The sequence below is a fragment of the Enterobacter dykesii genome, from assembly GCF_008364625.2.
GTDB lineage: Bacteria > Pseudomonadota > Gammaproteobacteria > Enterobacterales > Enterobacteriaceae > Enterobacter > Enterobacter dykesii.
Window position 1 is genome coordinate 3,512,281 of record NZ_CP126604.1, and the last position, 23,140, is coordinate 3,535,420.

Annotated in this window: 28 protein-coding genes; 14 read left to right on the forward strand and 14 right to left on the reverse strand. The window is 57.6% G+C overall.

All coding sequences use genetic code 11. From position 1 onward, the window contains the following. Positions 1-8 precede the first annotated feature (8 nt). The 3 genes from F0320_RS16635 to F0320_RS16645 all read left to right on the forward strand — a co-directional run bounded on the left by F0320_RS16635 (position 9) and on the right by F0320_RS16645 (position 2,087). Positions 9-1,178, forward strand: coding sequence for an HlyD family efflux transporter periplasmic adaptor subunit (locus F0320_RS16635; RefSeq protein WP_126329741.1), 1,170 nt, complete (start codon positions 9-11; stop codon positions 1,176-1,178). A gap of 251 nt (positions 1,179-1,429) precedes the next feature. After that, complete coding sequence (locus F0320_RS16640; protein WP_033146338.1) at positions 1,430-1,729, forward strand: type II toxin-antitoxin system RelE/ParE family toxin; 300 nt, start codon at positions 1,430-1,432, stop codon at positions 1,727-1,729. Positions 1,730-1,739: 10 nt separating this feature from the next. After that, positions 1,740-2,087, forward strand: a complete 348-nt coding sequence (locus F0320_RS16645; RefSeq protein WP_126329515.1) for a HigA family addiction module antitoxin — start codon at positions 1,740-1,742, stop codon at positions 2,085-2,087. Between the two features lie 70 nt (positions 2,088-2,157). Here F0320_RS16645 and F0320_RS16650 read toward each other — a convergent pair whose 3' ends face one another. Next, positions 2,158-2,889 carry a helix-turn-helix domain-containing protein gene (locus tag F0320_RS16650; RefSeq protein WP_126329518.1) on the reverse strand — a complete coding sequence of 244 codons (732 nt, stop codon included), beginning with the start codon at positions 2,887-2,889 and terminating at the stop codon, positions 2,158-2,160. Positions 2,890-2,986: 97 nt separating this feature from the next. Here F0320_RS16650 and F0320_RS16655 point away from each other — a divergent pair, with 97 nt between their 5' ends. Continuing rightward, positions 2,987-3,406 carry a nuclear transport factor 2 family protein gene (locus F0320_RS16655; protein ID WP_126329520.1) on the forward strand — a complete coding sequence of 140 codons (420 nt, stop codon included), beginning with the start codon at positions 2,987-2,989 and terminating at the stop codon, positions 3,404-3,406. 2 nt (positions 3,407-3,408) lie between these two features. Here F0320_RS16655 and F0320_RS16660 read toward each other — a convergent pair whose 3' ends face one another. From F0320_RS16660 to F0320_RS16670, 3 genes are all read right to left on the reverse strand, one after another. Continuing rightward, the gene (locus F0320_RS16660) at positions 3,409-3,927 is read right to left on the reverse strand and encodes a DUF6622 family protein (RefSeq protein WP_126329521.1); all 519 of its coding nucleotides are present in this window, start codon (positions 3,925-3,927) and stop codon (positions 3,409-3,411) included. A gap of 85 nt (positions 3,928-4,012) precedes the next feature. Further along, positions 4,013-5,194, reverse strand: a complete 1,182-nt coding sequence (locus F0320_RS16665) for a PLP-dependent aminotransferase family protein (RefSeq protein ID WP_126329523.1) — start codon at positions 5,192-5,194, stop codon at positions 4,013-4,015. Between the two features lie 20 nt (positions 5,195-5,214). Further along, entirely contained in the window at positions 5,215-6,102 is an 888-nt protein-coding gene (locus F0320_RS16670) for a LysR family transcriptional regulator (RefSeq protein ID WP_126329525.1), read from the reverse strand. A gap of 97 nt (positions 6,103-6,199) precedes the next feature. Between F0320_RS16670 and F0320_RS16675 the strand changes: the two genes are divergently transcribed. Further along, positions 6,200-6,802, forward strand: a complete 603-nt coding sequence (locus F0320_RS16675; RefSeq protein WP_126329527.1) for a short chain dehydrogenase — start codon at positions 6,200-6,202, stop codon at positions 6,800-6,802. Here F0320_RS16675 and F0320_RS16680 read toward each other — a convergent pair. From F0320_RS16680 to F0320_RS16710, 7 genes are all read right to left on the reverse strand, one after another. Continuing rightward, a complete protein-coding gene (locus F0320_RS16680; RefSeq protein WP_126329529.1) occupies positions 6,796-7,530 on the reverse strand; it encodes a class I SAM-dependent methyltransferase in 735 nt (244 codons plus the stop codon). The genes F0320_RS16675 and F0320_RS16680 overlap by 7 nt on opposite strands. A gap of 99 nt (positions 7,531-7,629) precedes the next feature. Beyond that, positions 7,630-9,009 carry an amidohydrolase family protein gene (locus F0320_RS16685; protein WP_126329531.1) on the reverse strand — a complete coding sequence of 460 codons (1,380 nt, stop codon included), beginning with the start codon at positions 9,007-9,009 and terminating at the stop codon, positions 7,630-7,632. Between the two features lies 1 nt (position 9,010). Then, positions 9,011-9,967 (reverse strand): carbamate kinase family protein, encoded by a 957-nt coding sequence (locus tag F0320_RS16690; RefSeq protein WP_126329533.1) that lies wholly within the window; start codon positions 9,965-9,967, stop codon positions 9,011-9,013. Further along, positions 9,964-11,517 (reverse strand): xanthine permease, encoded by a 1,554-nt coding sequence (locus F0320_RS16695; RefSeq protein WP_126329535.1) that lies wholly within the window; start codon positions 11,515-11,517, stop codon positions 9,964-9,966. Before F0320_RS16695 ends, F0320_RS16690 begins: the two co-directional genes overlap by 4 nt. Positions 11,518-11,528: 11 nt before the next feature. After that, positions 11,529-12,944 (reverse strand): DUF1116 domain-containing protein, encoded by a 1,416-nt coding sequence (locus F0320_RS16700; RefSeq protein WP_185807257.1) that lies wholly within the window; start codon positions 12,942-12,944, stop codon positions 11,529-11,531. Beyond that, the gene (gene fdrA / locus F0320_RS16705; protein ID WP_126329537.1) at positions 12,944-14,485 is read right to left on the reverse strand and encodes an acyl-CoA synthetase FdrA; all 1,542 of its coding nucleotides are present in this window, start codon (positions 14,483-14,485) and stop codon (positions 12,944-12,946) included. The genes F0320_RS16700 and fdrA overlap by 1 nt, the downstream gene beginning before the upstream one ends. A gap of 108 nt (positions 14,486-14,593) precedes the next feature. Continuing rightward, complete coding sequence (locus tag F0320_RS16710; protein ID WP_039263421.1) at positions 14,594-15,199, reverse strand: ankyrin repeat domain-containing protein; 606 nt, start codon at positions 15,197-15,199, stop codon at positions 14,594-14,596. A gap of 320 nt (positions 15,200-15,519) precedes the next feature. Here F0320_RS16710 and F0320_RS16715 point away from each other — a divergent pair, with 320 nt between their 5' ends. Continuing rightward, positions 15,520-16,449, forward strand: coding sequence for a LysR substrate-binding domain-containing protein (locus tag F0320_RS16715; RefSeq protein ID WP_029742057.1), 930 nt, complete (start codon positions 15,520-15,522; stop codon positions 16,447-16,449). On the opposite strand, the gene F0320_RS16720 is transcribed toward F0320_RS16715, so the two are convergent. Continuing rightward, the gene (locus F0320_RS16720) at positions 16,446-16,604 is read right to left on the reverse strand and encodes a YqaE/Pmp3 family membrane protein (protein ID WP_023308917.1); all 159 of its coding nucleotides are present in this window, start codon (positions 16,602-16,604) and stop codon (positions 16,446-16,448) included. The two genes, F0320_RS16715 and F0320_RS16720, sit on opposite strands and share 4 nt — an antisense overlap. Before the next feature lie 179 nt (positions 16,605-16,783). Between F0320_RS16720 and F0320_RS16725 the strand changes: the two genes are divergently transcribed. The 3 genes from F0320_RS16725 to F0320_RS16735 all read left to right on the forward strand — a co-directional run bounded on the left by F0320_RS16725 (position 16,784) and on the right by F0320_RS16735 (position 17,873). Beyond that, positions 16,784-17,083, forward strand: a complete 300-nt coding sequence (locus F0320_RS16725) for an ArsR/SmtB family transcription factor (protein ID WP_126329539.1) — start codon at positions 16,784-16,786, stop codon at positions 17,081-17,083. A gap of 9 nt (positions 17,084-17,092) precedes the next feature. Beyond that, positions 17,093-17,614 carry a rhodanese family protein gene (locus tag F0320_RS16730; protein ID WP_064673542.1) on the forward strand — a complete coding sequence of 174 codons (522 nt, stop codon included), beginning with the start codon at positions 17,093-17,095 and terminating at the stop codon, positions 17,612-17,614. 79 nt (positions 17,615-17,693) lie between these two features. Beyond that, entirely contained in the window at positions 17,694-17,873 is a 180-nt protein-coding gene (locus F0320_RS16735) for a hypothetical protein (RefSeq protein WP_126329541.1), read from the forward strand. 38 nt (positions 17,874-17,911) lie between these two features. Here the strand turns inward: F0320_RS16735 and stpA are convergent, their stop codons facing one another. Beyond that, a complete protein-coding gene (gene stpA / locus F0320_RS16740) occupies positions 17,912-18,316 on the reverse strand; it encodes a DNA-binding protein StpA (RefSeq protein ID WP_033146355.1) in 405 nt (134 codons plus the stop codon). 497 nt (positions 18,317-18,813) lie between these two features. Between stpA and alaE the strand changes: the two genes are divergently transcribed. Then, on the forward strand, positions 18,814-19,263 hold the full coding sequence (gene alaE / locus F0320_RS16745) for an L-alanine exporter AlaE (RefSeq protein ID WP_008502567.1): 450 nt from the start codon (positions 18,814-18,816) through the stop codon (positions 19,261-19,263). Positions 19,264-19,295: 32 nt separating this feature from the next. Here alaE and F0320_RS16750 read toward each other — a convergent pair whose 3' ends face one another. Continuing rightward, on the reverse strand, positions 19,296-19,640 hold the full coding sequence (locus F0320_RS16750) for a DUF2002 family protein (protein ID WP_023308923.1): 345 nt from the start codon (positions 19,638-19,640) through the stop codon (positions 19,296-19,298). Positions 19,641-19,800: 160 nt separating this feature from the next. Here F0320_RS16750 and F0320_RS16755 point away from each other — a divergent pair, with 160 nt between their 5' ends. From F0320_RS16755 to nrdE, 4 genes are all read left to right on the forward strand, one after another. Then, positions 19,801-20,127, forward strand: coding sequence for a DUF883 domain-containing protein (locus F0320_RS16755; protein ID WP_023308924.1), 327 nt, complete (start codon positions 19,801-19,803; stop codon positions 20,125-20,127). 242 nt (positions 20,128-20,369) lie between these two features. Further along, positions 20,370-20,609 (forward strand): glutaredoxin-like protein NrdH, encoded by a 240-nt coding sequence (gene nrdH, locus F0320_RS16760; RefSeq protein ID WP_126329543.1) that lies wholly within the window; start codon positions 20,370-20,372, stop codon positions 20,607-20,609. Continuing rightward, positions 20,606-21,016 (forward strand): class Ib ribonucleoside-diphosphate reductase assembly flavoprotein NrdI, encoded by a 411-nt coding sequence (nrdI, locus tag F0320_RS16765; protein ID WP_047650315.1) that lies wholly within the window; start codon positions 20,606-20,608, stop codon positions 21,014-21,016. The genes nrdH and nrdI overlap by 4 nt, the downstream gene beginning before the upstream one ends. Continuing rightward, on the forward strand, positions 20,989-23,133 hold the full coding sequence (gene nrdE / locus F0320_RS16770; protein ID WP_126329545.1) for a class 1b ribonucleoside-diphosphate reductase subunit alpha: 2,145 nt from the start codon (positions 20,989-20,991) through the stop codon (positions 23,131-23,133). The genes nrdI and nrdE overlap by 28 nt, the downstream gene beginning before the upstream one ends. Positions 23,134-23,140 lie beyond the last annotated feature (7 nt).

Consider the following 23,140-nt stretch of genomic DNA (forward strand, 5'->3'; position numbering starts at 1 on the left):
TGGCGGCAATGGACGATCTGGATAACGCCCTCGACTCCGAAAGCGGCTACACCGGCGCGCGTCGGATCGTGATCTTCTCGCTGCTGATGTTTGTGGTGCTGGGCGTCTGGGCATGGTTTGGCGTGCTGGATGAGGTATCAACCGGCTCGGGTAAAGTGATCCCCAGCTCGCGCGAGCAGGTCTTACAGTCTCTCGACGGCGGGATCCTCACCGAGCTGAACGTCCACGAGGGCGATCTGGTGCAGGCCGGACAGGTGCTGGCGCGGCTCGATCCGACGCGTTCCGAATCGAACGTAGGCGAAAGCGCGGCGCGCTATCGGGCCTCACTGGCCTCCAGCGCCCGCCTGTACGCCGAGGTGAACGATCTGCCGCTGAAGTTCCCCCCTTCGCTGGCGAAATGGCCGGATCTGATTGCTGACGAAACGCGCCTCTACAACTCCCGCCGCGCGCAGCTGGAGGATACCCAGCGAGAGCTGCGCGCCGCGTTAGATCTCGCCAACAAGGAGCTGGCCATCACCCAGCGGCTGGTCAAAACCGGCGCCGCCAGCCACGTGGAGGTGCTGCGCCTGCAGCGGCAGAAAAGCGATCTGGAGCTGAAGCTCACCGACGTACGCTCGCAGTATTACGTTCAGGCGCGCGAGGCGTTATCCAAAGCTAACGCGGAGGTGGATATGGTTTCGGCTATCCTCAAAGGCCGCCAGGATTCCGTCACCCGTCTGACGGTAAAATCCCCGGTGCGCGGGATCGTGAAAAACATCAAGGTGACCACCATCGGCGGCGTGATCCCGCCCAACGGCGAGCTGATGGAGATTGTGCCGGTGGACGATCACCTGCTGATTGAAACCCGCCTGTCGCCGCGCGATATCGCCTTTATCCACCCGAACCAGGAGGCGCTGGTCAAAATCACCGCCTACGACTACGCCATTTACGGCGGCCTGCACGGCGTGGTGGAGACGATATCCCCGGATACCATCCAGGACGAAGCCAAGCCGGAGGTGTTCTATTACCGGGTATTCATCCGCACCAGCCAGGATTACCTGGTCAATAAGGCGGGCAGGCACTTCTCGATTGTGCCGGGGATGATTGCGACGGTGGACATTAAGACCGGAGAGAAAACGGTGCTGGATTATCTGATCAAGCCGTTTAACCGGGCGAAAGAGGCGCTGAGAGAGCGGTAGTCAATCGCCGGGTAGCGGCGCCGCCTTACCCGGCCTACATACCCGGAGGCCCTTGCAAGCCCAGCGCCGCAGGGTATTAAACCGTACGCCAGAACTGGAACCTACCTCGGAGTATTAATCTTTAGCCATGCATCCCACTTCCCTTCAGCCATTGCCCAGGTAATATTAACCGCAGACAAAAACGCACTTGCGCACAGTGCAGGAGTGCATTACTATTCAATCAGCTTCAAGGACTGGAGCTCAGCACCATTATGATAAGTTATTTTCGGGATCAATGGCTTGAGGATTTTTTTCTTTACGGCAGATCGAGCAATGTTATTCCTGCAAATCTGGAAACAGCGCTTGCGAGAAAGCTCGATATCATCAGGGCAGCAACATCGCACAGAGATTTGCGATCGCCACCGGGCAATATGTATGAAGCATTGAATCCTCCGCTGAAGGGATATTCCTCAATCCGGGTAAACAGGCAATACAGGCTCGTATTTCGCTGGACAGAGGGTAAAGCAGAAGATCTCTACCTCTCTCCACACAAGTACACGCAACACAAGTGAGGCATCACCCATGACACTTCAACAGGCACTCCGCAAACCTACCACGCCGGGCGACGTGTTGCAGTATGAGTATCTTGAACCGCTCAATCTGAAAATCAGCGATCTGGCGGAGATGCTCAATGTTCACCGCAACACCATCAGCGCGCTGGTCAATAACAATCGCAAGCTGACTGCCGATATGGCGATCAAACTGGCAAAAGCCTTTGATACCACGATTGAATTTTGGCTGAACTTACAGCTGAACGTCGATATCTGGGAAGCGCAATCTAACTCCAGGACTCAGGAGGAGCTAAGCCGTGTAAAGACCGTTGCGGACGTCATGGCTAAGCGAAAATCTGGCCAGCCGGATGTTGCCTGATTCGGTAAACACTTCACCTATCAATACTTTTAATCGTTAAAAGAGCTGGATCTCAACGCAGCCACGCGTATTACCTTCGCCCAAAAGGGCCTTCTTTAATCGCCCACTGCCCCGGCGTTTTACCGGTCCATGCTCTGAAAACCTCAATAAATGCGCTGAAGCTGCTGTAGCCGCAGGACAGCGCAATCCACCCTACCGGCTTCCCCGCCGCCAGCCACTCCATTGCCCGCATGACGCGTGCCAGCTGCCGCCAGTTAACAAAGTTCATTCCGGTCTGGGCGCTAAACCGACGGTTGAACGTACGCACGCTCATCCCAGCATGAGTAGCATGGCTCTCGACCGTCTGGTTATCATCGACAAACTGCAGCAAATGGCTAACCACTTTCTTCAGACGCGGATCCGTCGGCACGGGCAGAGAAAAGCGAGCCTCGGGCGTCAGGACAAGCTCATCCAGCAGCAAAGTAAGCTTTCGCGGATCGTACTCGCTCTCTGCATCGCATAAACGGGAAAACAGTGCATGGGTGAGATCGTCGGGCTCGAACAGCGCGGGCGCATCGGGAAGCATTGCGCACCCGGCGGGGTCAAGATAGATAGCGCAGCCTTCTATTGCACTTTCGGAAAAAGCGGCGTGCTGCTGATCCGGAGGGATCCAGCCAATGTGTTTTGCCGGTACGACCGAACGCGCCTGCTGCGTCTCAATGACCAGCAGCCCCGTTGCAATGCGCCACAGCTGGCCGGTGCGATGACTGTGCCAGGGCGTTCGATACCCGCCGGAATGAAGGAGCGCTTCAATACTGACCATATCATTTTGACCGAAAATCGTTATTCTTCGGCATATTAGAGAAACTGCGACTTCGGCTGTCAAGGATAATGGTGATTCAACCACACAAGGAGCCCGCATGAGCATTATCACGTCCCTGATAGCCCACACCGACAACGCCGCGCAGCGCGAAAAGATGGCCTGCCTGTTAACCCGCTTATTCAACGGCGATATCGATCCGGCAGAGGTATTTACGCCCGATTACCAGCAGTTTACGGACGGTCACGCGCTTGACTACCGGGGTTTTATCCAGCATCTGAGCCACGTCAGCTCGCAGATCCGCGCGATCGCCTTTACCGTGGTGGAGATAGCCTGTCATGACGAACTTCTGGCTGATCGGCATATCGTGACGGTCACGTATCCCGATGGTCGTCAGGCAGAGATCGAGGTTTACCTGTTTGCCGCGCTGCGTGAAGGGAAAATCTGGCGGATCAATGAAGTCACGCGAGCACTCAGCGGCGATGCTGCAGATCGCACGCTGGCACACGCGACAAAATAACCTTACTCCGCCGGGCGCGGTGCGGCGCTGTTATACACGCCAATATAACGCGCAAATTTCCCGATAAACACACCGGCAAACACGCCGCCGGAGACGATCGCCAGCGCGCTCATGGCGGGCTGCTGCATCGTCTGGGGAGAGACAGCGCTCATCACGCCCAGGACGTACTTCACGCCGAACGCCAGCATCATAAACGGCAGCGCGGTGTAGTCTGCCTGACGGTAAAGGCTGCGCGGCGCCTCTGCGCGGGTGATAACCGCCTGCTTAATCAGGAAATACCCCAGCGCGGCACCGGCGAGGATCCCCGCCGTCCACAATGCCACAGTCTCGGGCGTCAGCGTGCGGTAGACCACCAGGTCGTAGATATCCCAGATTAGAAATATTGCCGGAATGATGGCAAGCCTCTCCAGCGTAACGGTGGCAGGCCTGCGGGCTTTAATGCCGCGAGAGATAAGGAAGATAAAAAGCACCCACACCCAGGCGGGCGTGTGCGTAACGACACCGAACAAAAATTCAAACATGGAGATCTCCATGGACGATCGCGGCCCGTGCCGCCCTGAACGCGTATTGCGCATAACGGCAGGAAAGCCATTATGCGCAGGTCTTTTACAGCGATTTTTTCAGGCGTTGAACCGCTTCCTTCAGCTCTTCATCCGTTGGCGTGACAAACGACATACGCAGCGTTGAATGGTCTGGCTCATTGCAGTAGAAAAATTCGCCCGGCACAAATACTACGCCGTTACTTAACGTTTTTTCCAGCCAGCGGGTGGTATTACTCCCATTTTTCATAGTCGCCCACAGGAACATGCCGCCCTTCGGCTTGTGGAACGACATCACATCGCCCAGCTCGGCCTCCAGCTCGGTTGCGAACGTCTGGTATTTCTGGCGATAGGCTTCGCGGATCGTTTTAATCTGAGCGGGCAGACGACCAGTTTTTAGGTATTCATACGTCATCAGCTGCGACAGCGTGCTGGTGTGCAGATCGGTGGTTTGCTTAAGGTTCACCACCGCGCGCTTCAGCCATTCGGGCACCAGCACCCAGCCCACGCGGGTCCCCGGCGCGAGAATTTTGGAGAAGGTCGAGGTATACACCACGTTCTCTTCGTTGCCGATATCTTTAGCATGGGCAATTAACGGGCGGAAAACTTCATCGGTATAATTAATTTCGCTGTACGGATCGTCTTCAATAATGACGAAATCATAGCGCTTCGATAATTCCACCAGCTGTTTGCGACGCGCCTCAGAAAGGGTTACCCCGCCAGGGTTGCCAAACGTCGGAACAATATAGACCGCTTTGATGGTTTTATTTGCCGCCAGCGCTTCAAGCTCGTCGACCTTCATGCCGTCGCCATCGGTGCCAACGGATTCAAAATTCGCCTGCGCCAGGCCAAATACCTGCAGCGCAGCAAGATAGGTTGGACGCTCAACCACAACAGTGTCGCCCGGGTTAATTAATGCACGCGCCAGCACGTCGAGGGACTGCTGCGAACCGGAGGTCACGACCACATCATCCGCCTTGCAGCTGATCCCACGCCCTTCACAGATGCGCTGAATTTCTTCACGCAGCCCCGGTACACCTTCGGTCAGACCGTACTGAAAGGCCTCACCAAAATGCTGTGATAATACGGCATCAGCGGCAATTTTCAGCCCTTCGTGATCGAACAGGGCCGGATTAGGAATCCCCCCACCCAGCGAAATGACGCCGGCCATTTTGCTATGTTTTAATAATTCACGGATGGCAGATGATTGCAGGCCCTGTGCGCTGCTGGCGAGTTTATTCACAGACATTCTTTGCATACCTTCTTTTTTTATAGTGTGCCCAATCTTAGCAGAATATGGGCGATAAATTCCGTTAGCTTAGGGAGAGGTCGTAAATCCTGACGCCACAGCAAATGCACGGGTCTCGGCGCCGGAATGTACTTCTCCAGCACCCGCACCAGCCTGCCGCTTTCCAGATCTTCCGCCACCAGCACCTCCGGCTGCAGCAGCAGTCCCGCCCCGGCACTCGCGGCCATCCGCAGCCCGTAGCCGTCATTACATCTTAAGACCGCATCACGCTTCCAGCGCACCTCGCCTTCGACGCCCGGCAGCCGCCACTCGTTGCGCGCGGTCCACACGCTGTGGGATAAGCAGAGATGATCCACCAGATCGGCAGGGGTTTGCGGCGTACCGTAGCGCGCCAGATAGTCCGGCGCGGCGCAGATCACCATCCGGTAAGGGCAGAGGTATTTCGCCACCAGATCGTCGTTGCGGATGTCGCCAATACGAATGGCCAGATCGATACCCTCCTCCACCAGATCCACCATCCGATTGGTGAGATCAAGCTCGATGCGCACTTCCGGGTAGCGTTGTAAAAAAGAGGCCGTAAGCGGCGCGATCGCGCTACCGCCAAACGAGGTGGGCGCCGTCACGCGCAGGGTGCCGGACGGCGCGGCACGCAGGCGTTCCACCGCGCTTTCGGCAATCGCCACCTGCTCCAGTACCCGCTTCGCCTCGTCGTAATAGACCCGTCCGGCATCGGTCAGGCTCTGGCGCCGCGTGTTACGCTCCAGCAGGCGGGTGCCAAGCTGGGATTCCAGCAGCGCAACGTATTTCCCCACCATCACCGCCGACATCTCCAGACGTGACGCAGCGCCGGTAAAGCTGCCGCTTTCCACCACCGCAATAAAGGTCTCCATGCTGCGAAGCTTATCCATATTCCAAACCCCTGGTTAGCAATCCTCTAACTTTAGCCCAGTTTATCTCCATTTTTATTTATTAAAGAATGGAGGCTCACAACATAAGGAGTCGGCTATGAAAATCGTCATTATTGGTGCCAGCGGTACGGTCGGTCGTGCGGTAACGGAAGAGCTGAGTCGTCGCCACGAGGTCATCCGCGTCGGCCGCACGCAGGGCGACGAGCTGGTGGATATCACCTCGCAGGCGAGCGTCCAGGCGCTGTTTGAGAAAATCGGCCCGGTGGATGCGATTGTCTCCGCCAGCGGCGGCCTTTACTTTGGCCCGCTCGCGACCATGAAGGACAGCGACTTTAACCAGGGGCTGCAGGATAAGCTGTTGGGGCAGGTGCGCCTGGCGCTGACCGGCCAGCATTATCTGAACGAAGGCGGCTCGATTACGCTGATAAGCGGCATCGTGGCGCACGAGCCGATAGCGCAGGGCGTGAATGCCACCACGGTGAACGCGGCGCTGGAAGGGTTTGTCCGCGCTGCAGCCTGCGAACTGCCGCGCGGGATCCGCATCAACCTGATTAGCCCGACGGTACTCACCGAATCCGTCGAAACCTACGACGGCTTCTTCCCGGGCTTTGAGAGCGTTCCCGCCGCGACCGTGGCGCAAGCCTATCGCCGCAGCGTGGAGGGCGTGCAGAGCGGGCGCGTATACAAGGTCGGCTACTGAGCCTTGCGGGCGGCGATCAGCACCAGCATCGGGCGCTGTGCCTCTTCGGCCAGCGCGGGCCAGGCGTCAATCTGCGCCTGCGCTGGCCCCCACTCGTTGACGTCGCTTATCGTTAATCCTGCCCCGATCAGCGCGTTAAGCGTGGTGCCGAGCGTGCGGTGGTATTTCACCACCCCGTCCGCCAGCCAGTTGCTGACGCGTTTGCCTTCATCCTGATAATGGTTTACGCCCCAGAACCGCTCGCCGCTATCGTCGGTCAGCCAGCCCTGACGGGTGGCGCAGGTGTATATCGGGTGCTCCATGGAAAAGACCAGGCTGCCGCCGGGCCTGAGCGCGCGCTGAACCCTGGCGAATAGCGTGTCCAGTTCCGGCAGGTAGTGCAGCGCCAGCGAGCTATAGACCAGATCGAGGCTGTTCTCGTTGAGCTTAAGAGATTCCAGATCGCTACGCTGATAGTGAATCTGTGGGTCAGCGGTAAGCTCCGCTGCGCGGGCGAGCATCTTTTCTGAGATATCGACCCCCGTGACGTCAGCAGCGCCCAGCTCGCGGGCTGCGCGGCAGAACCAGCCGTAGCCGCAGCCGAGATCGACAACCGATTTGCCGGTTAAATCCGGCAGCATGGCCTTAAGCGCGGGCCACTCCGGCGCGCCGTCCAGCCCCTGCACCGAGCGTGGAAGCTGGGCGTAGCCTTCAAAAAACGCCGGATTGTCGTAGATGTTTTGTGCCATGGCAGATCCCTCTTTAAGAATGTGACTTCCAGTATAAAGCATTGCCTGCGGCCTGATGCCTTCATCCCCCTCTCCCACAGGGAGAGGGAGAAATGCACGTCAACCCACCGAGCCCCAGACAAGATTGCCCTTATGGAACGTCGCGGTGCGCGGTGAAATGCGCGCCACTGCCTCGGCGGAGCAGGAGGCATCCACCAGCACAAAGCTGGCGTCGTCCTGCGCTTTCGGCCACACGCGTTCGCCTTTGTCGTTCAGCGGCAGCACGTCGCCGGTGGCGATACCGAGCGCGCGGGAGAGCGTCTGCTCGTTCGGGCGGATATAGAGCTGGGCGTAGAGATTCGCTTTTTCCAGCATGTCCCCCAGACCGTACGGCGACCAGTGGTCGATGACGCTGTCGGTTCCCGTCATCACGAACACGCCCTTCTCGCGCAGCTGCTTCAGCGGCATATGCAGGGTGCCAATCGGCACGGTGGAAGCGATGGTCACCTGCTGCGCCGCCATGCGGGTGGCGATCTCATCCACCTGCTGCTCGTTGAGCGTCGCCAGCGCAAAGGCGTGGCTGATGGTCAGCTTGCCCTTCAGCTCCGGCGTTTTCTCCACGGTCTCGACCATGTAATTCACCGCCGCCACGCCCGCCGGGCTGGTTTCGTGCAGGTGAATGTCCACCCCTTTGTCGTAGTCCAGCGCAATCTGGAACATGGTGTCGAGGGATTTCTCCATCGCGCCGTCGACGTTGGTTGGATCCAGCCCGCCCACGTAGTGCGCCCCGGCCTGCATCGCCTCGCGCATCAGCTTTTCGGAGTTTGACAGCAGCAGCCCGTGCTGCGGAAAAGCGACGATTTCGCAGTCAAATCCGGGCTTACGGCGCGATAAAACCGCCTGCAGGTTTTCCAGATTCTTCAGACCGGAAACCGGCTCGATATTGCAGTGGCTGCGGGCGATGGTGGAGCCTTTCGACTGGATCAGATCGATCAGCTTTTCCGCACGCTCCTGGGTGTAGGGCTGCAGCTCCGGCAGCAGCTTCTGCTCGAGGCGGATCATATCCTGAATCGTCGTGCCCGCCGGGCGGTTCAGGGAGCGCCACGGACCGCCATAAAAGGTTTTATCCAGATGAATGTGCATGTCGCGCATCGCCGGGAGCATCAGCTTGCCGCCCGCATCGTAGTGCGGCAGCGTGGCGTCGGCGTGGCGCTTGTTGTCGCGCAGGGCGACGATCTTCCCGTCGTTAATCTCCAGCGTTTTCAGCTCGGTGCGGGTGCTCGTCGCCACGCCGCCGTCGACGTTGAACCCGGCCTCCAGCAGCACGTTGTCCAGATAGTAATGTTTCGCGGTGATGCTCATCGGTTTGCCCGTCTCGCAGGTTGGCTTCGCGGAGTCAGCAGCATACGCGACGGATCCGGTGGCGCCAAACAGCGCGCAGGCGGTGACCATTTTGCCGCTCTGGCTAATAAATTCGCGGCGGCTTTTGTTTTCACTCATCTTATCTTCCTTCATTAACAATATGGGTGCCGGTTTCCCCGCGCAGCGCCGCGGGCAGGCAGTCCGGCGAGGTGATGATCACGCGCCTGCCGCCGTGGTGTAAAAATTCCAGCGAGGCGACGATTTTGGGCAGCATGCTGCCCGCCGGGAAGTGGCCCTCTTCCCTGTAGCGCGTCATCTGCGCCACGCTGACGGTGTCCAGCGCCTGCTGGTTCGGCTTGCCGAAGTTGATGCAAACCTTCTCCACGCCGGTGGTGATCACCAGCACGTCGGCGCCGATCTCCTGCGCCAGCAGCGCGGTGGAGAGATCTTTATCAATCACCGCATCGACGCTCTGGTAGTCGCCCTGCTCGCTGCGAATCACGGGTATTCCGCCGCCGCCCGCGCCGATCACCACAAAGCCTTTTTGCGTCAGAGCCTTGATGGCATCCGCCTCGACGATCCGCAGCGGCTGGGGTGAAGCCACCACGCGACGGTAGCCACGGCCTGAATCCTCGACAAAATGCCAGTCCGGGTATGCGCGCTGCAGCTCGTCGCGCTGCGCCTCGCTGAAGAACGCGCCGATCGGTTTCGTCGGATGCGCAAAACCGGGATCGTTTTTATCCACTTCTACCTGGGTAACGACCGTGACCGCCTTTTGCTCCCCGCGCGCGGCAAGGCGATTGTTGAGCGCCTGCTGGATCAGGTAGCCAATCCCGCCCTGCGTGTCCGCCACGCAGTTTGCCAGCGGCGTCAGCGGCAGCCCTTCCCGCTCGTGGGCGATTTCGGCGCGGCGCAGATCCAGCCCCACCTGGGGGCCGTTACCGTGGGTGAGCACGATGTCATAGTCGGAGGCCAGCATTTCGAGCACCGACTCTGCCACCGCTTTCACCGCCTGCGCCTGATGTTCAACCGACTGGCTGGCGTTGTCTTTGATAATGCTGTTACCGCCGATGGCGACGACCATAAGCTCTTTCATAGGTTTTCCTTCGCAACGGCACCAGTCGCAGCACTCGCCGCTTCGCGGCTATCAAGCACATGCTTCACCACAAACATGCCGCCCATCATCAGATACGCGGTGACGAACATCAGCGAACTGCCCTCGGCAAATCCCACCACCGGAGCGTGGATCACGCCAAACAGCGCCAGCAGTGCACCACCCGCAGCGGCGACAGCCCCGCGCAGCGGCTTGTTGATGATGGCGAAGATGGCGATACAGCCCCACAGCATGCTGGCGAGCGGCGCGCCGCTGCCGAGATGCACCAGGCCTTCGTAGTAAATTCCTTTGCTGTGCAGCACGTAGGTGCCGATCTTCGCCGCGCTGGTGCCCGCCGCCCCCATCACGCTGTTCATCATCGTCAGCGCCCAGTTGGCGATCCACGGGAACAGGCAGATGAAGATCACCGGTACCTCCACTTTGGGCGTTTCCCTTACCACCTGGTTGGCGGTGACCACGCCGATAAACACCAGAATCGGCACGATGGCGGTCATTGGAATGATGGCGAGCATAAACGCCCCCAGTCCGAACAGCGGCACGATGAACATGGTCACGCCGGAGGCCAGCGTGTAGCCGATGCTCGCCCCCATCGCTTTCCAGCCAGGGTGGCCGACGTAGACCGTCACCGGGAAGGGGTTCCCCATCAGGCAGCCGAGCATCGACGCCAGGCCGTTCGCCAGCATGACTTTACGCGTCGGGTATTCATCCCCCGCCGCGTGGGCGCTTTCGATGTTCTCCAGGTCAAAGATGTAGTTCGCCAGCCCCAGCGGCACGGCAGAGGCAAGATACGGCAGCGCGTGCGGCAGGCCCTGCATGAAGCTGTCCACGTGCACTTCCGGCGGGTTAAAGCCGAAGGATGACATGGACGCTTTAATCGCTTCCGGGCTTTGCAGACCGGAGATCCACGCCAGTGCCGTACCGGCAATCAGCAGCAGCAGGCCGGTCGGGATACGGGCGAAAATCGGCTTTTTACCGAACCAGTTGATGAAGATCAGCAGCAATACGATGAAGGACACGGTCGGCGCTTCGAACGCCTGAAGCATCGGGTTCATCGCCAGCAGCAGCAGGCCCAAACCGGAGAGGCACGACAGCAGCACGGTACGCGGGATCATCTTGCGGATGGTTTCACCGAGGAACGAACCGCCCGCGAGGATCATCGCCTCCACGAAGCACCACACCAGGCCAATCTGGATCGCGAAGTCCGCATCGCCGGTCTGCTGATAAACCGGCATCAGGACCAGGAAGGTCACGGTAAAAATCGACGGCGCGCTCGGGCCGGACGGCAGCGCGGTCACGTCCGTACGCCCGGTGGCGCGCGCCATCTGCATTCCGAACCAGGCGTAGCAAATACTCGCGACCAGCACCGCCAGCCCGAAGGCTGGCGCGATGCGTCCATAAACAATCTCCTTCGGGATGCCGACGACAAAAATGAGCAGCCCCATCATGGTCAGCAAATTGGTCAGGTTGTTGGTCATCAACCCGAAATATGCCGCCCAGTCACCTCTTTTCCACTCCAGCTTCATGTTTTTCATGGATGCTTGCCTTATAAAAAGTAGCGATCGCGGAAGGTCAACAGCGCCTTTTCAAAACAGCTAAACGGCGGGTGAACGATGCCCGCCCCAATCATGCCGATGCCCGCGTCTTTATGGGCAATGGCGGTGTTAATCACCGGCAGAATGCCGCTGCCGGCGACTTTGGTGATATCGATAGCGGTCGGAATGCCCATAAACGAGAGCAGCGGAATGGTGACGTTCGGGTTTTCGCCGAGGGTGATTTCGCGCATCTGACGGGAGAAGTCGATGGCTTCCTCCACCGTTCCGCCCACCAGAGCAACGATTGCCGGAGCCGTCGCCATCGCAAAGCCGCCGATGCCGTAGGTTTCGGTGATGGCGCTATCGCCTATGTCCAGCCCTGAATCTTCCGGCTTATAGCCCGCGAACATCGGGCCAATCACCTGCTGCGCCGGGCCGGTGAACCACTGCCCCGGCAGGCCGGAAACGCGCAGGCCGAACTCGTAGCCGTTACGCGCCATGGTGGTGACGACGGTGCTGTACTCAATGCCGTGAGCGGCGTCCAGCGCGGCTTTACACATCGCCATCCACGTCGGGCCGGAGAAGTAGTCGCTGCTGGCGACAAATTCGAACACCTCGCGCTGTTGCTCCACCGGATAACCCGCCTGGATCAGCCCCGGCGTCAGCGCCTGAATAAGAAGCGTGGTGCCCGCGTTGTTGCGGTTATGGCACTCGTCGCCCATATGCAGCGCCTGGGCCAGCATCAGGCGCAGGTCAATTTCGCCGACGATCTTCATCGCCTCGCGCAGCATCGGGCCGAGCACGTCGCGCATCCAGTTCAGGCGGTCGATCACGCTCTGGTCGTTGGCGCCCATGCGCAGGATCTTCGCCATCTGCTCGCTGAGGTTGGTGAACGCGCGGTTGCCGTAGGTTTTGTTCTCCACGATGTGCATAAACATCGACGCGGAGGTAACGCCCGCCATCGAGCCCACGCAGTCGTGCTCGTGGCACGGCGAGAAGGTAATGTCTCCGGAGGCAGCGAGCCGTGCCGCGTCGTCCAGATCGTTCGCCAGCCCTTCAAACACCAGCGCCCCGGTGACCGCCCCCTTCATCGCCCCGCACATGTTATCCCAGGCGACAGGCGGACCGGCGTGCAGAATGGTGGTGCGGGTCATGCCCGGCACCACGTTAATGGCCTGGTCATAGCCCACCAGCACCGGATGAGACTGAATAATGCGCTCAAGGGCGATGCGGTTAGCAGCGGCGATTTTCTCCGCCAGCGGTTTTTCCGCCAGCCGATCGAGCGCTTCAACGACCTGCATATTGCCCCGTCCCGGCGGCGTCCAGTCGAGCTGGGTCACGGGAACGTGCTGTTTTTTGAGATCGTCACTGAACATCACAATGCCGACGTTAATCACGTTCAGCGGCTGGTTGAATAAGGTCGTCATTATGCTTTCTCCCCTTTGCAGACAAATTCGCGTGCCAGTAATCCGGTGTTGGTGCTGCTGCTGGCCCAGATAACGCCTGCGTCGGTCAGCAGCTGGCACTGCTGCGCCAGCGACTGCGGATCCTGGTCGGTGCCGAGCACGTAGCCGAGGATCTCCAGCGGACGGTTATCGGCCTTCGCGATGGCCTGCGCCTCTTTGATAGCGTCGATCATCACCCCGACCGGATCCTCGTGCGCGCCAAAGCCCAGCACGAAGTCCATCACAATTACCCCGACTTCCGGGTCGCGGGCTTCCTGCAGCAGGCGGCTGATGCGGTTGGTCGGGTCGATCATCGGGTGCGGCTTGCCGTTGGTGAAGTCGTCGTCGCCAAAATCGAGGAAGGTGTGGGCTTTACTGACGCTGATGTCGCTCAGGCGCTTAGCCGGATCCGGCTGGATGTTGCTGTAGACGTCGTCGAATTTCGCAAGCGACGCGAACATCGCCTCGTCGCACAGGGTACCGCCGCAGAACAGGCCGCGAATGTACTTCTGCTGCGGGGTCAGGCGAGCGCGCACCTCTTCAATCAACGGCCAGTTGAGAGGATGCAGATCGAGGGACTCTTTTTTGATGCCGGTGAGCAGGACCGCCTTCAGGGCCGCCTCTTTCGTGCCGCGCGCAAACTGCAGGCCGTCTTCATCGGCGGGCGGTTCGCTGCGGCCGAGGAAGCAGACAACCACCGGCTTGCGGCAGGCGCGCGCGCGCGCCAGCACTTTCTCCGCCACCGCAGGGGCCGGCGGCTTGGAGATCAGCGCAATCACCTGGGTCGCGTCGTCCGCTTCCAGCATGTCGATGGCGTCGAGCATCATCAGGCCGCCGATTTTCTCGCTAAGATCGCGACCGCCGGTGCCGATCAGCTGCGACACGCCGCCACCGAATTCGTGAATGCGCACGCTCAGCTCCTGGCTGCCGGTGCCGGAGGCGCCGACGATGCCAATCGCTCCGCGGCGCACCGCGTTGGCAAAGCACAATCCCGCGCCGTTGATAATGGCGGTGCCGCAGTCCGGCCCCATCATCAGTAGCCCTTTCTGGTGCGCCAGCTGCTTCAGCGCCAGCTCGTCATCGAGCGAAACGTTGTCAGAGAAGAGCATCACGTTAAGGCCGTTTTCCAGCGCCTGGCGCGCTTCGCGGGCAGCGAAGGTGCCGTTGACGGAAATCACCGCGAGGTTGCTCTCCGGGCGATGAGTTTTGGCGCTGGCAATCGTGGCGTATCGCGCTTCATGGGTGCCGCCGCTCTCTTTACGCGTGAACAGCGCTTCGATGGCCGCCAGCGTTTCATCATTCGCCGCGTCGCCTTTAATCACGATCATCAGGTCGCCGTTTTTGGCTTCCGCTAATTCCGGCGTTAATAGCCCGAGGTTTTTTAATACGCCTTTGTTCATTTCCGTCGCCATCGCGACAAACGCCTGCTCGACGCCCGGTAATTTATTGGCTTTGGTGGAAACGGACATTAATGAGACGGAGTCAAAATATGTGTTCTTTTTTATGACGATTTTTGTGGGCATTATTTTCTCCTGAATGCGGATAAAAGGGGGGCCGCCGTCGTGCAAAATGCACGTCGGTAAAAATGCTTTTTAAATTAACGGCCAGCCGGTCGCGGCTGACCGAATGCGTTATGCGCCCGCCGCCAGCAGCAGGTCAGCTATTGCATCGAAGCCTTTTTCCCGCGCCAGCTCGAGCGGGGTTTTGCCGTATTTATCGGTCATGTGCGGGTTCGCGCCGTGATCCAACAGCAGCTTCACGATCTCCTGCTGCTTAGCGCCGCCGTCGTTGAGCACGATCGCTTCCAGCAGCGGCGTCCAGCCGACAAAATTGGTGTGGTTAACGTTGATATCGGTTTTTTCCAGCAGCTCGCGGACGATCTCCACGTGCCCTTTTTCACTGGCTGGCGTAATGCCCACGCCGCCAAAGCGCGTCAGGCGGTCGAGATCGGGATTTGCCGGAAGGACAAGGCGCAGCAGGGTGATATCGTTGGTCAGGCAGCTAATCAGGAAGGGGTTAAAGCAGGTCTGATCCTGTTTATCAATATCCGCCCCGGCGGCAATTAATAACGCCACGCAGTCATAATGCTTTTTCAGGCTGGCAATAATAACGGCGGTTCTTTTCTGGCGGTTGGTGGCGTTAATATCCACACCTTTCTCCAGACAGGCTTTTAGCGCATCGCTATTGCCCTCTTCTGCCGCCAGCAGAAATTCAGTAACGAGTTCGTTCGCAGACATATTCAGACTCCCGATGTTTTTATTTCTGTTGACCTGAGAATAGCAACAGCCTGGTGATAAAAGAATCCGCTTAAAAATGATTCATCGACAGTCAATTCATTGTTGAGGTAAATTCAATAAACCGGTCAAAACGTGCGTCTGTGCAACCTTTTTCTTATGTTTCTCCGCTTTTTAGCGCTTCTGCCTGCATTATGCTTATGCCTGACGAAGCCTTACTGCATGCGGCTTTCGACAAAGAGTCAGAACTGTGATCGGCTTCAAATGCGTTGTAACGACGCTGTTAAAATATGTTCAAAACTGATGGCTGAAGGGAGTGAGATATGAATTCCATCTTTACCGAGGAGAACCTGCTGGCCTTTACTACCGCCGCACGCTTCGGCAGCTTCAGCAAAGCCGCAGCCGAACTGGGGGTAACAACCTCCGCCATCAGCTACACCATTAAGCGCATGGAGACCGGACTGGACGTGGTGCTGTTCGTCCGCAGCACGCGCAGCATCGAGCTGACCGAGTCCGGCTTTTACTTTTACCGTAAGGCCACCGACCTGCTTAACGACTTTCACGCCATCAAGCGCGGGATTGACACCATTTCTCAGGGCATTGAGGCGCGGGTGCGCATCTGTATCAACCAGCTTTTGTATACCCCACGCCACACGGCGCGGCTGCTGCAGGTGCTGAAAAAGCAGTTTCCCACCTGTCAGATCACCGTGACCACCGAGGTCTACAACGGCGTCTGGGACTCCATCATCAACAACCAGGCCAACATCGCGATTGGCGCGCCGGACACGCTGCTGGACGGCGGCGGGATTGATTACACCGAGATCGGCGCCATTCGCTGGGTGTTTGCCATCGCGCCGGAACACCCGCTGGCGTTCACCCCGGAGCCAATAGCGGAAAGCCAGCTGCGCCTGTATCCCAACATCATGGTGGAAGATACCGCGCACACCATTAACAAAAAGGTTGGCTGGCTGCTGCACGGACAGGAGGCGATTCTGGTGCCGGACTTTAACACCAAATGTCAGTGTCAGATCCTGGGCGAAGGGATTGGCTTTTTGCCGGAATACATGGCCCGCGAGGCGGTAGAAGCGGGGCTGCTGGTCACCCGACGGATTAATAACCCGCGTCAGGATTCGCGCATGCTGCTCGCCACGCAGCATGCCGCAACCGGCCAGGTCACGCGGTGGATCAAGCAGCAGTTTGGTCCTGCGGGGGTGCTGACCGATATCTATAGCGATTTACTGTGGCGCGCCTAGCTTTTGCTCTGTACCCAAAACGCGTGAATGAGGCCGGGGAAGTAGCCCAGCAGCGTCAGAAGAATGTTGATAATAAACGCCCAGCCAAACCCTTTGCCCAACAGCACGCCCAGCGGCGGTATGAGGATCGTAAAAACAATACGCCAAAATCCCATATAAACACTCCGTTCAGTCTAATCCATTGAAAATAATGAAGAGAACGCTGTAAGCATAGCCAGTTTTTTCGTCTGTACCAGTTCCGGGCCTCGCGTTTACCCTCTTTTACGCTTTTGACGGTGGTTAAATGGACTGGATTAGTTTAGCATTCACTTAATTAAGTAAATACTAAACTATTATGACAGAACTCGAACAGCTTCAGGACAGCGCCGGGCAGGCCGCCACACTCTTAAAAGCGATGAGCAACCCCCGTCGGCTGCTGATCCTCTGCACCCTGTGCGGAGCGCCCGGCACCAGCGCGGGGGAGCTTGCTCGAGCCACGGGGCTAAGCGCGTCCGCCACGTCGCAGCATCTGGCGCGCATGCGTGAGGAAGGTCTGATCGACAGCACCCGCGACGCGCAGCGCATTCTTTATTCCATAAAAAACGATGCGGTACATCAGCTTATCAGCACCCTGAAAACCCTTTATTGCCCGTAAGGAGCCGCCATGTCACTTCCTCTTCTTTCACCTCGCCAGGCCAATGCCCGGGTCGCTGAAGGCGCAAAACTGATTGATATTCGTGATGCCGATGAGTACGCCCGCGAGCATATTCCTGCCGCGCGGTCCGTGCCGCTGGATACCTTACCCGGCGCACTTAACGCGCAGGCGGGCGATACGGTGATTTTTCACTGTCAGTCCGGCGCCCGGACGTCGGGGAATGCCGAACGCCTGGCTCAGGCCGCCGCACCCGCAGAGGCATTTGTGGTCGAGGGGGGGATTCAGGGTTGGAAGCAGGCCGGACTGCCGACCGTCGAAGACAAGTCCCAGCCGCTGCCGCTGATGCGTCAGGTGCAAATTGCCGCCGGGCTGTTGATACTCTGCGGCGTGGTGCTGGGCTATAGCGTCTCCAGCGGCTTTTTCCTGCTCAGCGGTTTTGTCGGAGCCGGGCTGCTGTTCGCCGGTGTGACGGGCTTTTGCGGCATGGCGCGACTGCTCAAGGTGATGCCCTGGAACCGGCGTACCTCATAAGCAGTAATCGGTGAAATACGCTGTACCCGGCGTCATGCGTGGGCTAAGGTGAAGATCGCTAAAACGATGAGGAGGTAATATGGTTTCTGTCGGTGATTATGTGCAACCGCGTAAAGGCGGCCCGAAACTGAAAGTGCTCGAAGTGAACGGTGACAGCATTGTGGCGGTCCAGGCCAGCAATGAGCAAGGCGAGAAATATACGCTGAAAGCCGCCGATGTGGCGCCTTATACCGAAGAAGGCGATTTCGGCGTCTGCTGAACAATAAGCCGGGCGGCGTGTTCCGCCCGGCTCATCCGTTAGATCAGAAAATCATCCAGTGATTTACCGTCTGCCAGCGCGCTGGCGATAGGCTTCGGCGTGCGGCCCTGGCCGGTCCACGTTTTCTCTTCGCCGTTCTGGTCAATAAAGCGATATTTTGCCTCACGCGGCTTACGCTTTTTCGCTGGCTTACCCGCCTGCGCCAGTTCAGAACCCAGCAGGTCAGTCGGGGAAATACCATCGGCTTTCATCCGCTCCAGCAGAGCATTAATTTTTTCCTGCTGCTCAGCACGCTGCTGCTCTAATTCCGTCAGCTCGCTGCGTTTCTCTTCAGTAACGACCCTGACCTTTTCCAGCATTTCCTCAAGAACGTCCAGGGATAATTCACGCGCCATGGCGCGCAGGGTTCGGATATTATTAAGATTCTGTAACGTCAAAGACATATTATTTGGAAACCTTTTCTTTGGGGGATAAATAGATAAATCGCCGACAGAATAATTCATTTGAGTTGAAATATCTACCCAAGGGTCCGTACGGGCGTCGGTGTAAATATATTTAGAGCTCATTGTTAATAATAGCGCAAGGTGCTGGCAGGACACCGGTGAATCCAATCATCCCTATTAATATAAATGGCTAAGCTTAATCCAAATCACAGCATACTCACCCGCCATCAGGTGTAAATGCCTGCTTCTCGCCACCTATAAAATCAAGTTATTGATTTTAATATAAAAATTATCAAGCGAGACAGATTATAACGATCGGAACAAAAAACGAACAACTTTAGAGAATTTTGTGGACAAAAGGCGATTAAATAAAAATTAATCACTAGTTGTTAGTTCAAACTCAGAGATATACGCTATACACGTCAAACAAACCAACCTAAAGCACTAACCGCTGAAGGAAAATCGTTTCTTTTGTGTTCTTCTCAAGGAGTTCAGACATGTTCTCGCCGCAATCTCGCCTGCGCCACGCGGTGGCGGATACTTTCGCGATGGTTGTTTACTGTTCCGTCGTGAACATGCTGATCGAAATATTCCTCTCCGGAATGTCCTTCGAGCAGTCGCTTTCTTCTCGTCTGGTGGCGATCCCGGTCAATATTATTATTGCATGGCCTTACGGTTTATACCGCGATGCGGTAATGCGTTTCGCGCGTCGTATCAGTCCTGCAGGCTGGGTGAAAAACCTCGCAGACGTTCTGGCGTATGTGACGTTCCAGTCACCGGTTTACGTGGCCATTCTCCTGACTGTCGGTGCAGACTGGCACCAGATCGCTGCGGCGGTGAGTTCGAATATTGTCATTTCGATGTTGATGGGAGCCGTTTACGGCTATTTCCTCGACTACTGCCGCCGCCTGTTTAAGGTCAGCCAGTACAGCCAGGCAAAAGCGTGATGTGAAGCGACTGGCGCACGCCAGTCGCGGATTTACTGTACGTCGCCAAACAGTCCCTTCAAAAATCGCTCCAGCGCCATACGCGAACTGAAACCGTGCGGAATACCATAATGCTCGTGCCGTTCACCGCCTAAATAGAGCGGAAATTGCTGATAATGATCGCAGGTTTTAATATCCGAGGCAGGCTCAGCAAATGACAGACTTCTGTCTTTCAGCGTCGGATGAATAATGAGAGCAGTGCGTCCCATTCTTGCTTCGCGATTAACATAAACATAATTCTCGCCGCGGCGATATCCATACGCTTTTGGCGTCACCTCATCCATGGTGAATCCCTCTTTTTCAAGAACGCGTGCCACCTCGTCAGGTCGTAAATACATATCTTTTCCTCGTTATCTTTTCCTGCCCGGCAACCTTACAGTATTCAGCAATAGCAGGGCTTTCAGAATAGTCCATAAACTGCCGGATAACGCGTGATACGCTTCAGATATTAAATTTCTGAACTAAACTGAACGGGAACACAAAATTACGGAGGATCGTATGTTTAACAGACCGAACCGAAACGATATTAATGACGACGCTCAGGATATTCGTAATGATGTCAGCCAATTAGCGGACACGCTGGAAGAGGTGCTGAAGTCTTGGGGAAGTGACGCGAAGGACGAAGCGGATGCCGCAAAGCGTAAGGCTCAGTCTCTGCTCCGTGAAACTCGCGCCCGCATGAACGGACGTTCACGCGCCACGCAGGCAGCCTGCGATATGGCAAGCTGTGCTACGACCTTCGTGCGTGAAAAACCGCTATGTACTCTGGGAACCGTCGCGGCGGTCGGCATCTTCGTCGGTGCCCTGCTTAGCCTGCGTAAATAAGCCCGCGTTTTCTGCCCCGGCAGCCTCAGGCGCCGGGGCTTTTTTATACCCGTTAGCCTGAAAAACCCGTACAGCCTGCCCTGCCCCGCTGTGCTCATCACAGGGGCGATATCAATCTAAATTTCCCATATCTTGTATGGTTGAAACTTAAGACAACTACATCTAGTATTACTTTTAGCAAGATACACACAACTGACGCGATGTTTCGCGCCGCTCCCTCATTTTAAATGGAAATACGAATCATGAGCATTATTATTTACACTCGTAATGATTGTGTTCAGTGCCACGCGACCAAACGGGCGATGGAAAGCCGCGGCGTGGCGTTTGAGACGGTGAATATTGACCAGCAGCCCGAGGCCGCCGATACCCTTCGCGCGCAGGGTTTCCGTCAGCTTCCGGTGGTGGTGGCCGGGGAGACCAGCTGGTCCGGCTTCCGCCCGGACATGATCAACCGCATCGCCGCGCAGGCCGTACGGGCATGAGCAGACTGGTGTTCTTCTCCAGCAGCTCGGAAAACACGCTCCGTTTTATTGAGCGCGTCGGGCTGCCTGCGGTGCGCATTCCGCTGAACGAGCGGGAGCGGATCCGGGTAGAGGAGCCTTACATTCTGGTGGTGCCCAGCTATGGCGGAGGCGGTACAGCAGGAGCCGTGCCTCGTCAGGTGATCCGCTTTCTGAACGATCCTCATAACCGCGGGCTCATCCGCGGCGTTATCGCAGCGGGGAATCGCAATTTCGGCGATGCCTTTGGCCGCGCCGGGGATGTCATTTCTCAAAAATGCGGCGTGCCGTATCTCTATCGTTTTGAGCTGATGGGGACACAGCAGGACGTCGAAAACGTGCGTAAAGGAGTGAACGAATTTTGGCAACGACAACCGCAGAACGGGTGATTCAGGCGACACCGGATTACCACGCATTAAACGCGATGCTTAACCTCTACGATCGGGAGGGGCGGATTCAGTTCGAGAAAGATCGTGAGGCGGTGGACGCCTTTTTTGCCGCCCACGTGCGGCCCAACAGCGTGACCTTTGCGAGCCAGAATGAACGTCTCGACTATCTGGTTAACGAGGGCTACTACGACGCGCGCACGCTCACCCGCTACGACCGCGCCTTTGTGGTGAAGCTGTTTGAGCGCGCCCACGCCAGCGGCTTTCGTTTCCAGACCTTCCTCGGCGCGTGGAAGTATTACACCAGCTACACCCTGAAGACCTTTGACGGTAAACGCTACTTAGAAAGCTTTGAAGATCGCGTGGCAATGGTGGCGCTGACCCTGGCGCAGGGTGATGAAGCGCTGGCGGAGCGGCTCACCGACGAGATCCTCTCCGGTCGCTTCCAGCCCGCCACGCCAACCTTTCTCAACTGCGGCAAAGCCCAGCGGGGCGAGCTGGTTTCCTGCTTCCTGCTGCGCATTGAAGACAACATGGAGTCGATTGGCCGCGCGGTGAACTCGGCGCTGCAGCTTTCCAAACGCGGCGGCGGCGTGGCGTTTCTGCTCTCGAACCTGCGTGAAGCGGGCGCGCCGATCAAGCGCATCGAAAACCAGTCCTCCGGCGTGATCCCGGTGATGAAGATGCTGGAAGATGCCTTCTCCTATGCCAACCAGCTTGGCGCACGCCAGGGCGCCGGGGCGGTTTACCTGCACGCACACCACCCGGACATCCTGCGTTTTCTCGATACCAAACGCGAAAACGCCGACGAAAAAATTCGCATCAAAACCCTGTCGCTCGGCGTGGTGATCCCGGATATCACCTTTAAGCTCGCCAAAGAGAATGCCGAGATGGCGCTTTTCTCGCCGTATGACGTTGAGCGAATCTACGGCAAAGCCTTTGGCGACGTGGCCATCAGCGAGCTGTACGACGAGCTGCTGGCCGACGATCGCATCCGCAAAAAAACTATCAACGCCCGCGATTTCTTCCAGACGCTTGCGGAGATCCAGTTTGAGTCCGGCTATCCGTACATCATGTACGAGGACACGGTGAACCGCGCAAACCCGATTGCCGGGCGCATCAACATGAGCAACCTGTGCTCGGAGATTTTGCAGGTCAACAGCGCGTCAACCTACGATGAGAACCTGGACTACGCGGACATCGGCAAGGATATCTCCTGCAACCTCGGGTCGCTGAATATTGCCCACACCATGGATTCCCCCGACTTTGGCCGCACGGTGGAGACCGCCATTCGCGGGCTGACGGCGGTGTCGGACATGAGCCACATCCGCAGCGTGCCGTCTATTGAAGCGGGCAACGCCGCGTCGCACGCCATCGGTCTGGGGCAGATGAACCTGCACGGCTATCTGGCGCGGGAAGGCATCGCCTACGGCAGTCCGGAAGGGCTGGATTTCACCAACCTCTATTTTTACACCATTACCTGGCACGCGCTGCACACCTCGATGATGCTGGCGCGCGAGCGCAGCCAGCGGTTCGCGGGCTTTGAGCAATCGCGTTACGCCAGCGGGGAATATTTTAGCCAGTATCTGGAAGGCGACTGGCAGCCGAAAACCGAAAAAGTGCGCGAACTGTTTGCCCGCGCGGGGATTACCCTGCCGACGCGCGAGATGTGGCAGCAATTGCGTGATGACGTGATGCGCTACGGCATTTATAACCAGAACCTGCAGGCGGTACCGCCGACCGGATCGATTTCCTACATCAACCACGCCACGTCGAGCATTCACCCGATCGTGTCGAAAATTGAAATTCGTAAGGAAGGCAAAACCGGGCGCGTTTACTACCCTGCCCCGTTTATGACCAATGAGAACCTGGCGCTGTATCAGGACGCGTATGAGATCGGCCCGGAGAAAATCATCGATACCTACGCGGAGGCGACAAAACATGTGGATCAGGGGCTGTCGCTGACGCTGTTTTTCCCGGACACCGCCACCACGCGGGATATCAACAGGGCGCAGATCTACGCCTGGAAGAAAGGCATCAAAACGCTCTACTACATTCGCCTGCGCCAGCTTGCGCTGGAAGGCACCGAAATTGAAGGCTGCGTGTCCTGCGCGCTGTAAGGAGAAA

Bases quoted from the DNA above. Each gene is read 5' to 3' on its own strand.
- F0320_RS16635 (WP_126329741.1), top strand. From the start codon at position 9: ATGGACGATCTGGATAACGCCCTCGACTCCGAAAGCGGCTACACCGGC.
- F0320_RS16640 (WP_033146338.1), top strand. From the start codon at position 1,430: ATGATAAGTTATTTTCGGGATCAATGGCTTGAGGATTTTTTTCTTTAC.
- F0320_RS16645 (WP_126329515.1), top strand. From the start codon at position 1,740: ATGACACTTCAACAGGCACTCCGCAAACCTACCACGCCGGGCGACGTG.
- F0320_RS16650 (WP_126329518.1), bottom strand. From the start codon at position 2,889: ATGGTCAGTATTGAAGCGCTCCTTCATTCCGGCGGGTATCGAACGCCC.
- F0320_RS16655 (WP_126329520.1), top strand. From the start codon at position 2,987: ATGAGCATTATCACGTCCCTGATAGCCCACACCGACAACGCCGCGCAG.
- F0320_RS16660 (WP_126329521.1), bottom strand. From the start codon at position 3,927: ATGTTTGAATTTTTGTTCGGTGTCGTTACGCACACGCCCGCCTGGGTG.
- F0320_RS16665 (WP_126329523.1), bottom strand. From the start codon at position 5,194: ATGTCTGTGAATAAACTCGCCAGCAGCGCACAGGGCCTGCAATCATCT.
- F0320_RS16670 (WP_126329525.1), bottom strand. From the start codon at position 6,102: ATGGATAAGCTTCGCAGCATGGAGACCTTTATTGCGGTGGTGGAAAGC.
- F0320_RS16675 (WP_126329527.1), top strand. From the start codon at position 6,200: ATGAAAATCGTCATTATTGGTGCCAGCGGTACGGTCGGTCGTGCGGTA.
- F0320_RS16680 (WP_126329529.1), bottom strand. From the start codon at position 7,530: ATGGCACAAAACATCTACGACAATCCGGCGTTTTTTGAAGGCTACGCC.
- F0320_RS16685 (WP_126329531.1), bottom strand. From the start codon at position 9,009: ATGAGTGAAAACAAAAGCCGCCGCGAATTTATTAGCCAGAGCGGCAAA.
- F0320_RS16690 (WP_126329533.1), bottom strand. From the start codon at position 9,967: ATGAAAGAGCTTATGGTCGTCGCCATCGGCGGTAACAGCATTATCAAA.
- F0320_RS16695 (WP_126329535.1), bottom strand. From the start codon at position 11,517: ATGAAAAACATGAAGCTGGAGTGGAAAAGAGGTGACTGGGCGGCATAT.
- F0320_RS16700 (WP_185807257.1), bottom strand. From the start codon at position 12,944: ATGACGACCTTATTCAACCAGCCGCTGAACGTGATTAACGTCGGCATT.
- fdrA (WP_126329537.1), bottom strand. From the start codon at position 14,485: ATGCCCACAAAAATCGTCATAAAAAAGAACACATATTTTGACTCCGTC.
- F0320_RS16710 (WP_039263421.1), bottom strand. From the start codon at position 15,199: ATGTCTGCGAACGAACTCGTTACTGAATTTCTGCTGGCGGCAGAAGAG.
- F0320_RS16715 (WP_029742057.1), top strand. From the start codon at position 15,520: ATGAATTCCATCTTTACCGAGGAGAACCTGCTGGCCTTTACTACCGCC.
- F0320_RS16720 (WP_023308917.1), bottom strand. From the start codon at position 16,604: ATGGGATTTTGGCGTATTGTTTTTACGATCCTCATACCGCCGCTGGGC.
- F0320_RS16725 (WP_126329539.1), top strand. From the start codon at position 16,784: ATGACAGAACTCGAACAGCTTCAGGACAGCGCCGGGCAGGCCGCCACA.
- F0320_RS16730 (WP_064673542.1), top strand. From the start codon at position 17,093: ATGTCACTTCCTCTTCTTTCACCTCGCCAGGCCAATGCCCGGGTCGCT.
- F0320_RS16735 (WP_126329541.1), top strand. From the start codon at position 17,694: ATGGTTTCTGTCGGTGATTATGTGCAACCGCGTAAAGGCGGCCCGAAA.
- stpA (WP_033146355.1), bottom strand. From the start codon at position 18,316: ATGTCTTTGACGTTACAGAATCTTAATAATATCCGAACCCTGCGCGCC.
- alaE (WP_008502567.1), top strand. From the start codon at position 18,814: ATGTTCTCGCCGCAATCTCGCCTGCGCCACGCGGTGGCGGATACTTTC.
- F0320_RS16750 (WP_023308923.1), bottom strand. From the start codon at position 19,640: ATGTATTTACGACCTGACGAGGTGGCACGCGTTCTTGAAAAAGAGGGA.
- F0320_RS16755 (WP_023308924.1), top strand. From the start codon at position 19,801: ATGTTTAACAGACCGAACCGAAACGATATTAATGACGACGCTCAGGAT.
- nrdH (WP_126329543.1), top strand. From the start codon at position 20,370: ATGAGCATTATTATTTACACTCGTAATGATTGTGTTCAGTGCCACGCG.
- nrdI (WP_047650315.1), top strand. From the start codon at position 20,606: ATGAGCAGACTGGTGTTCTTCTCCAGCAGCTCGGAAAACACGCTCCGT.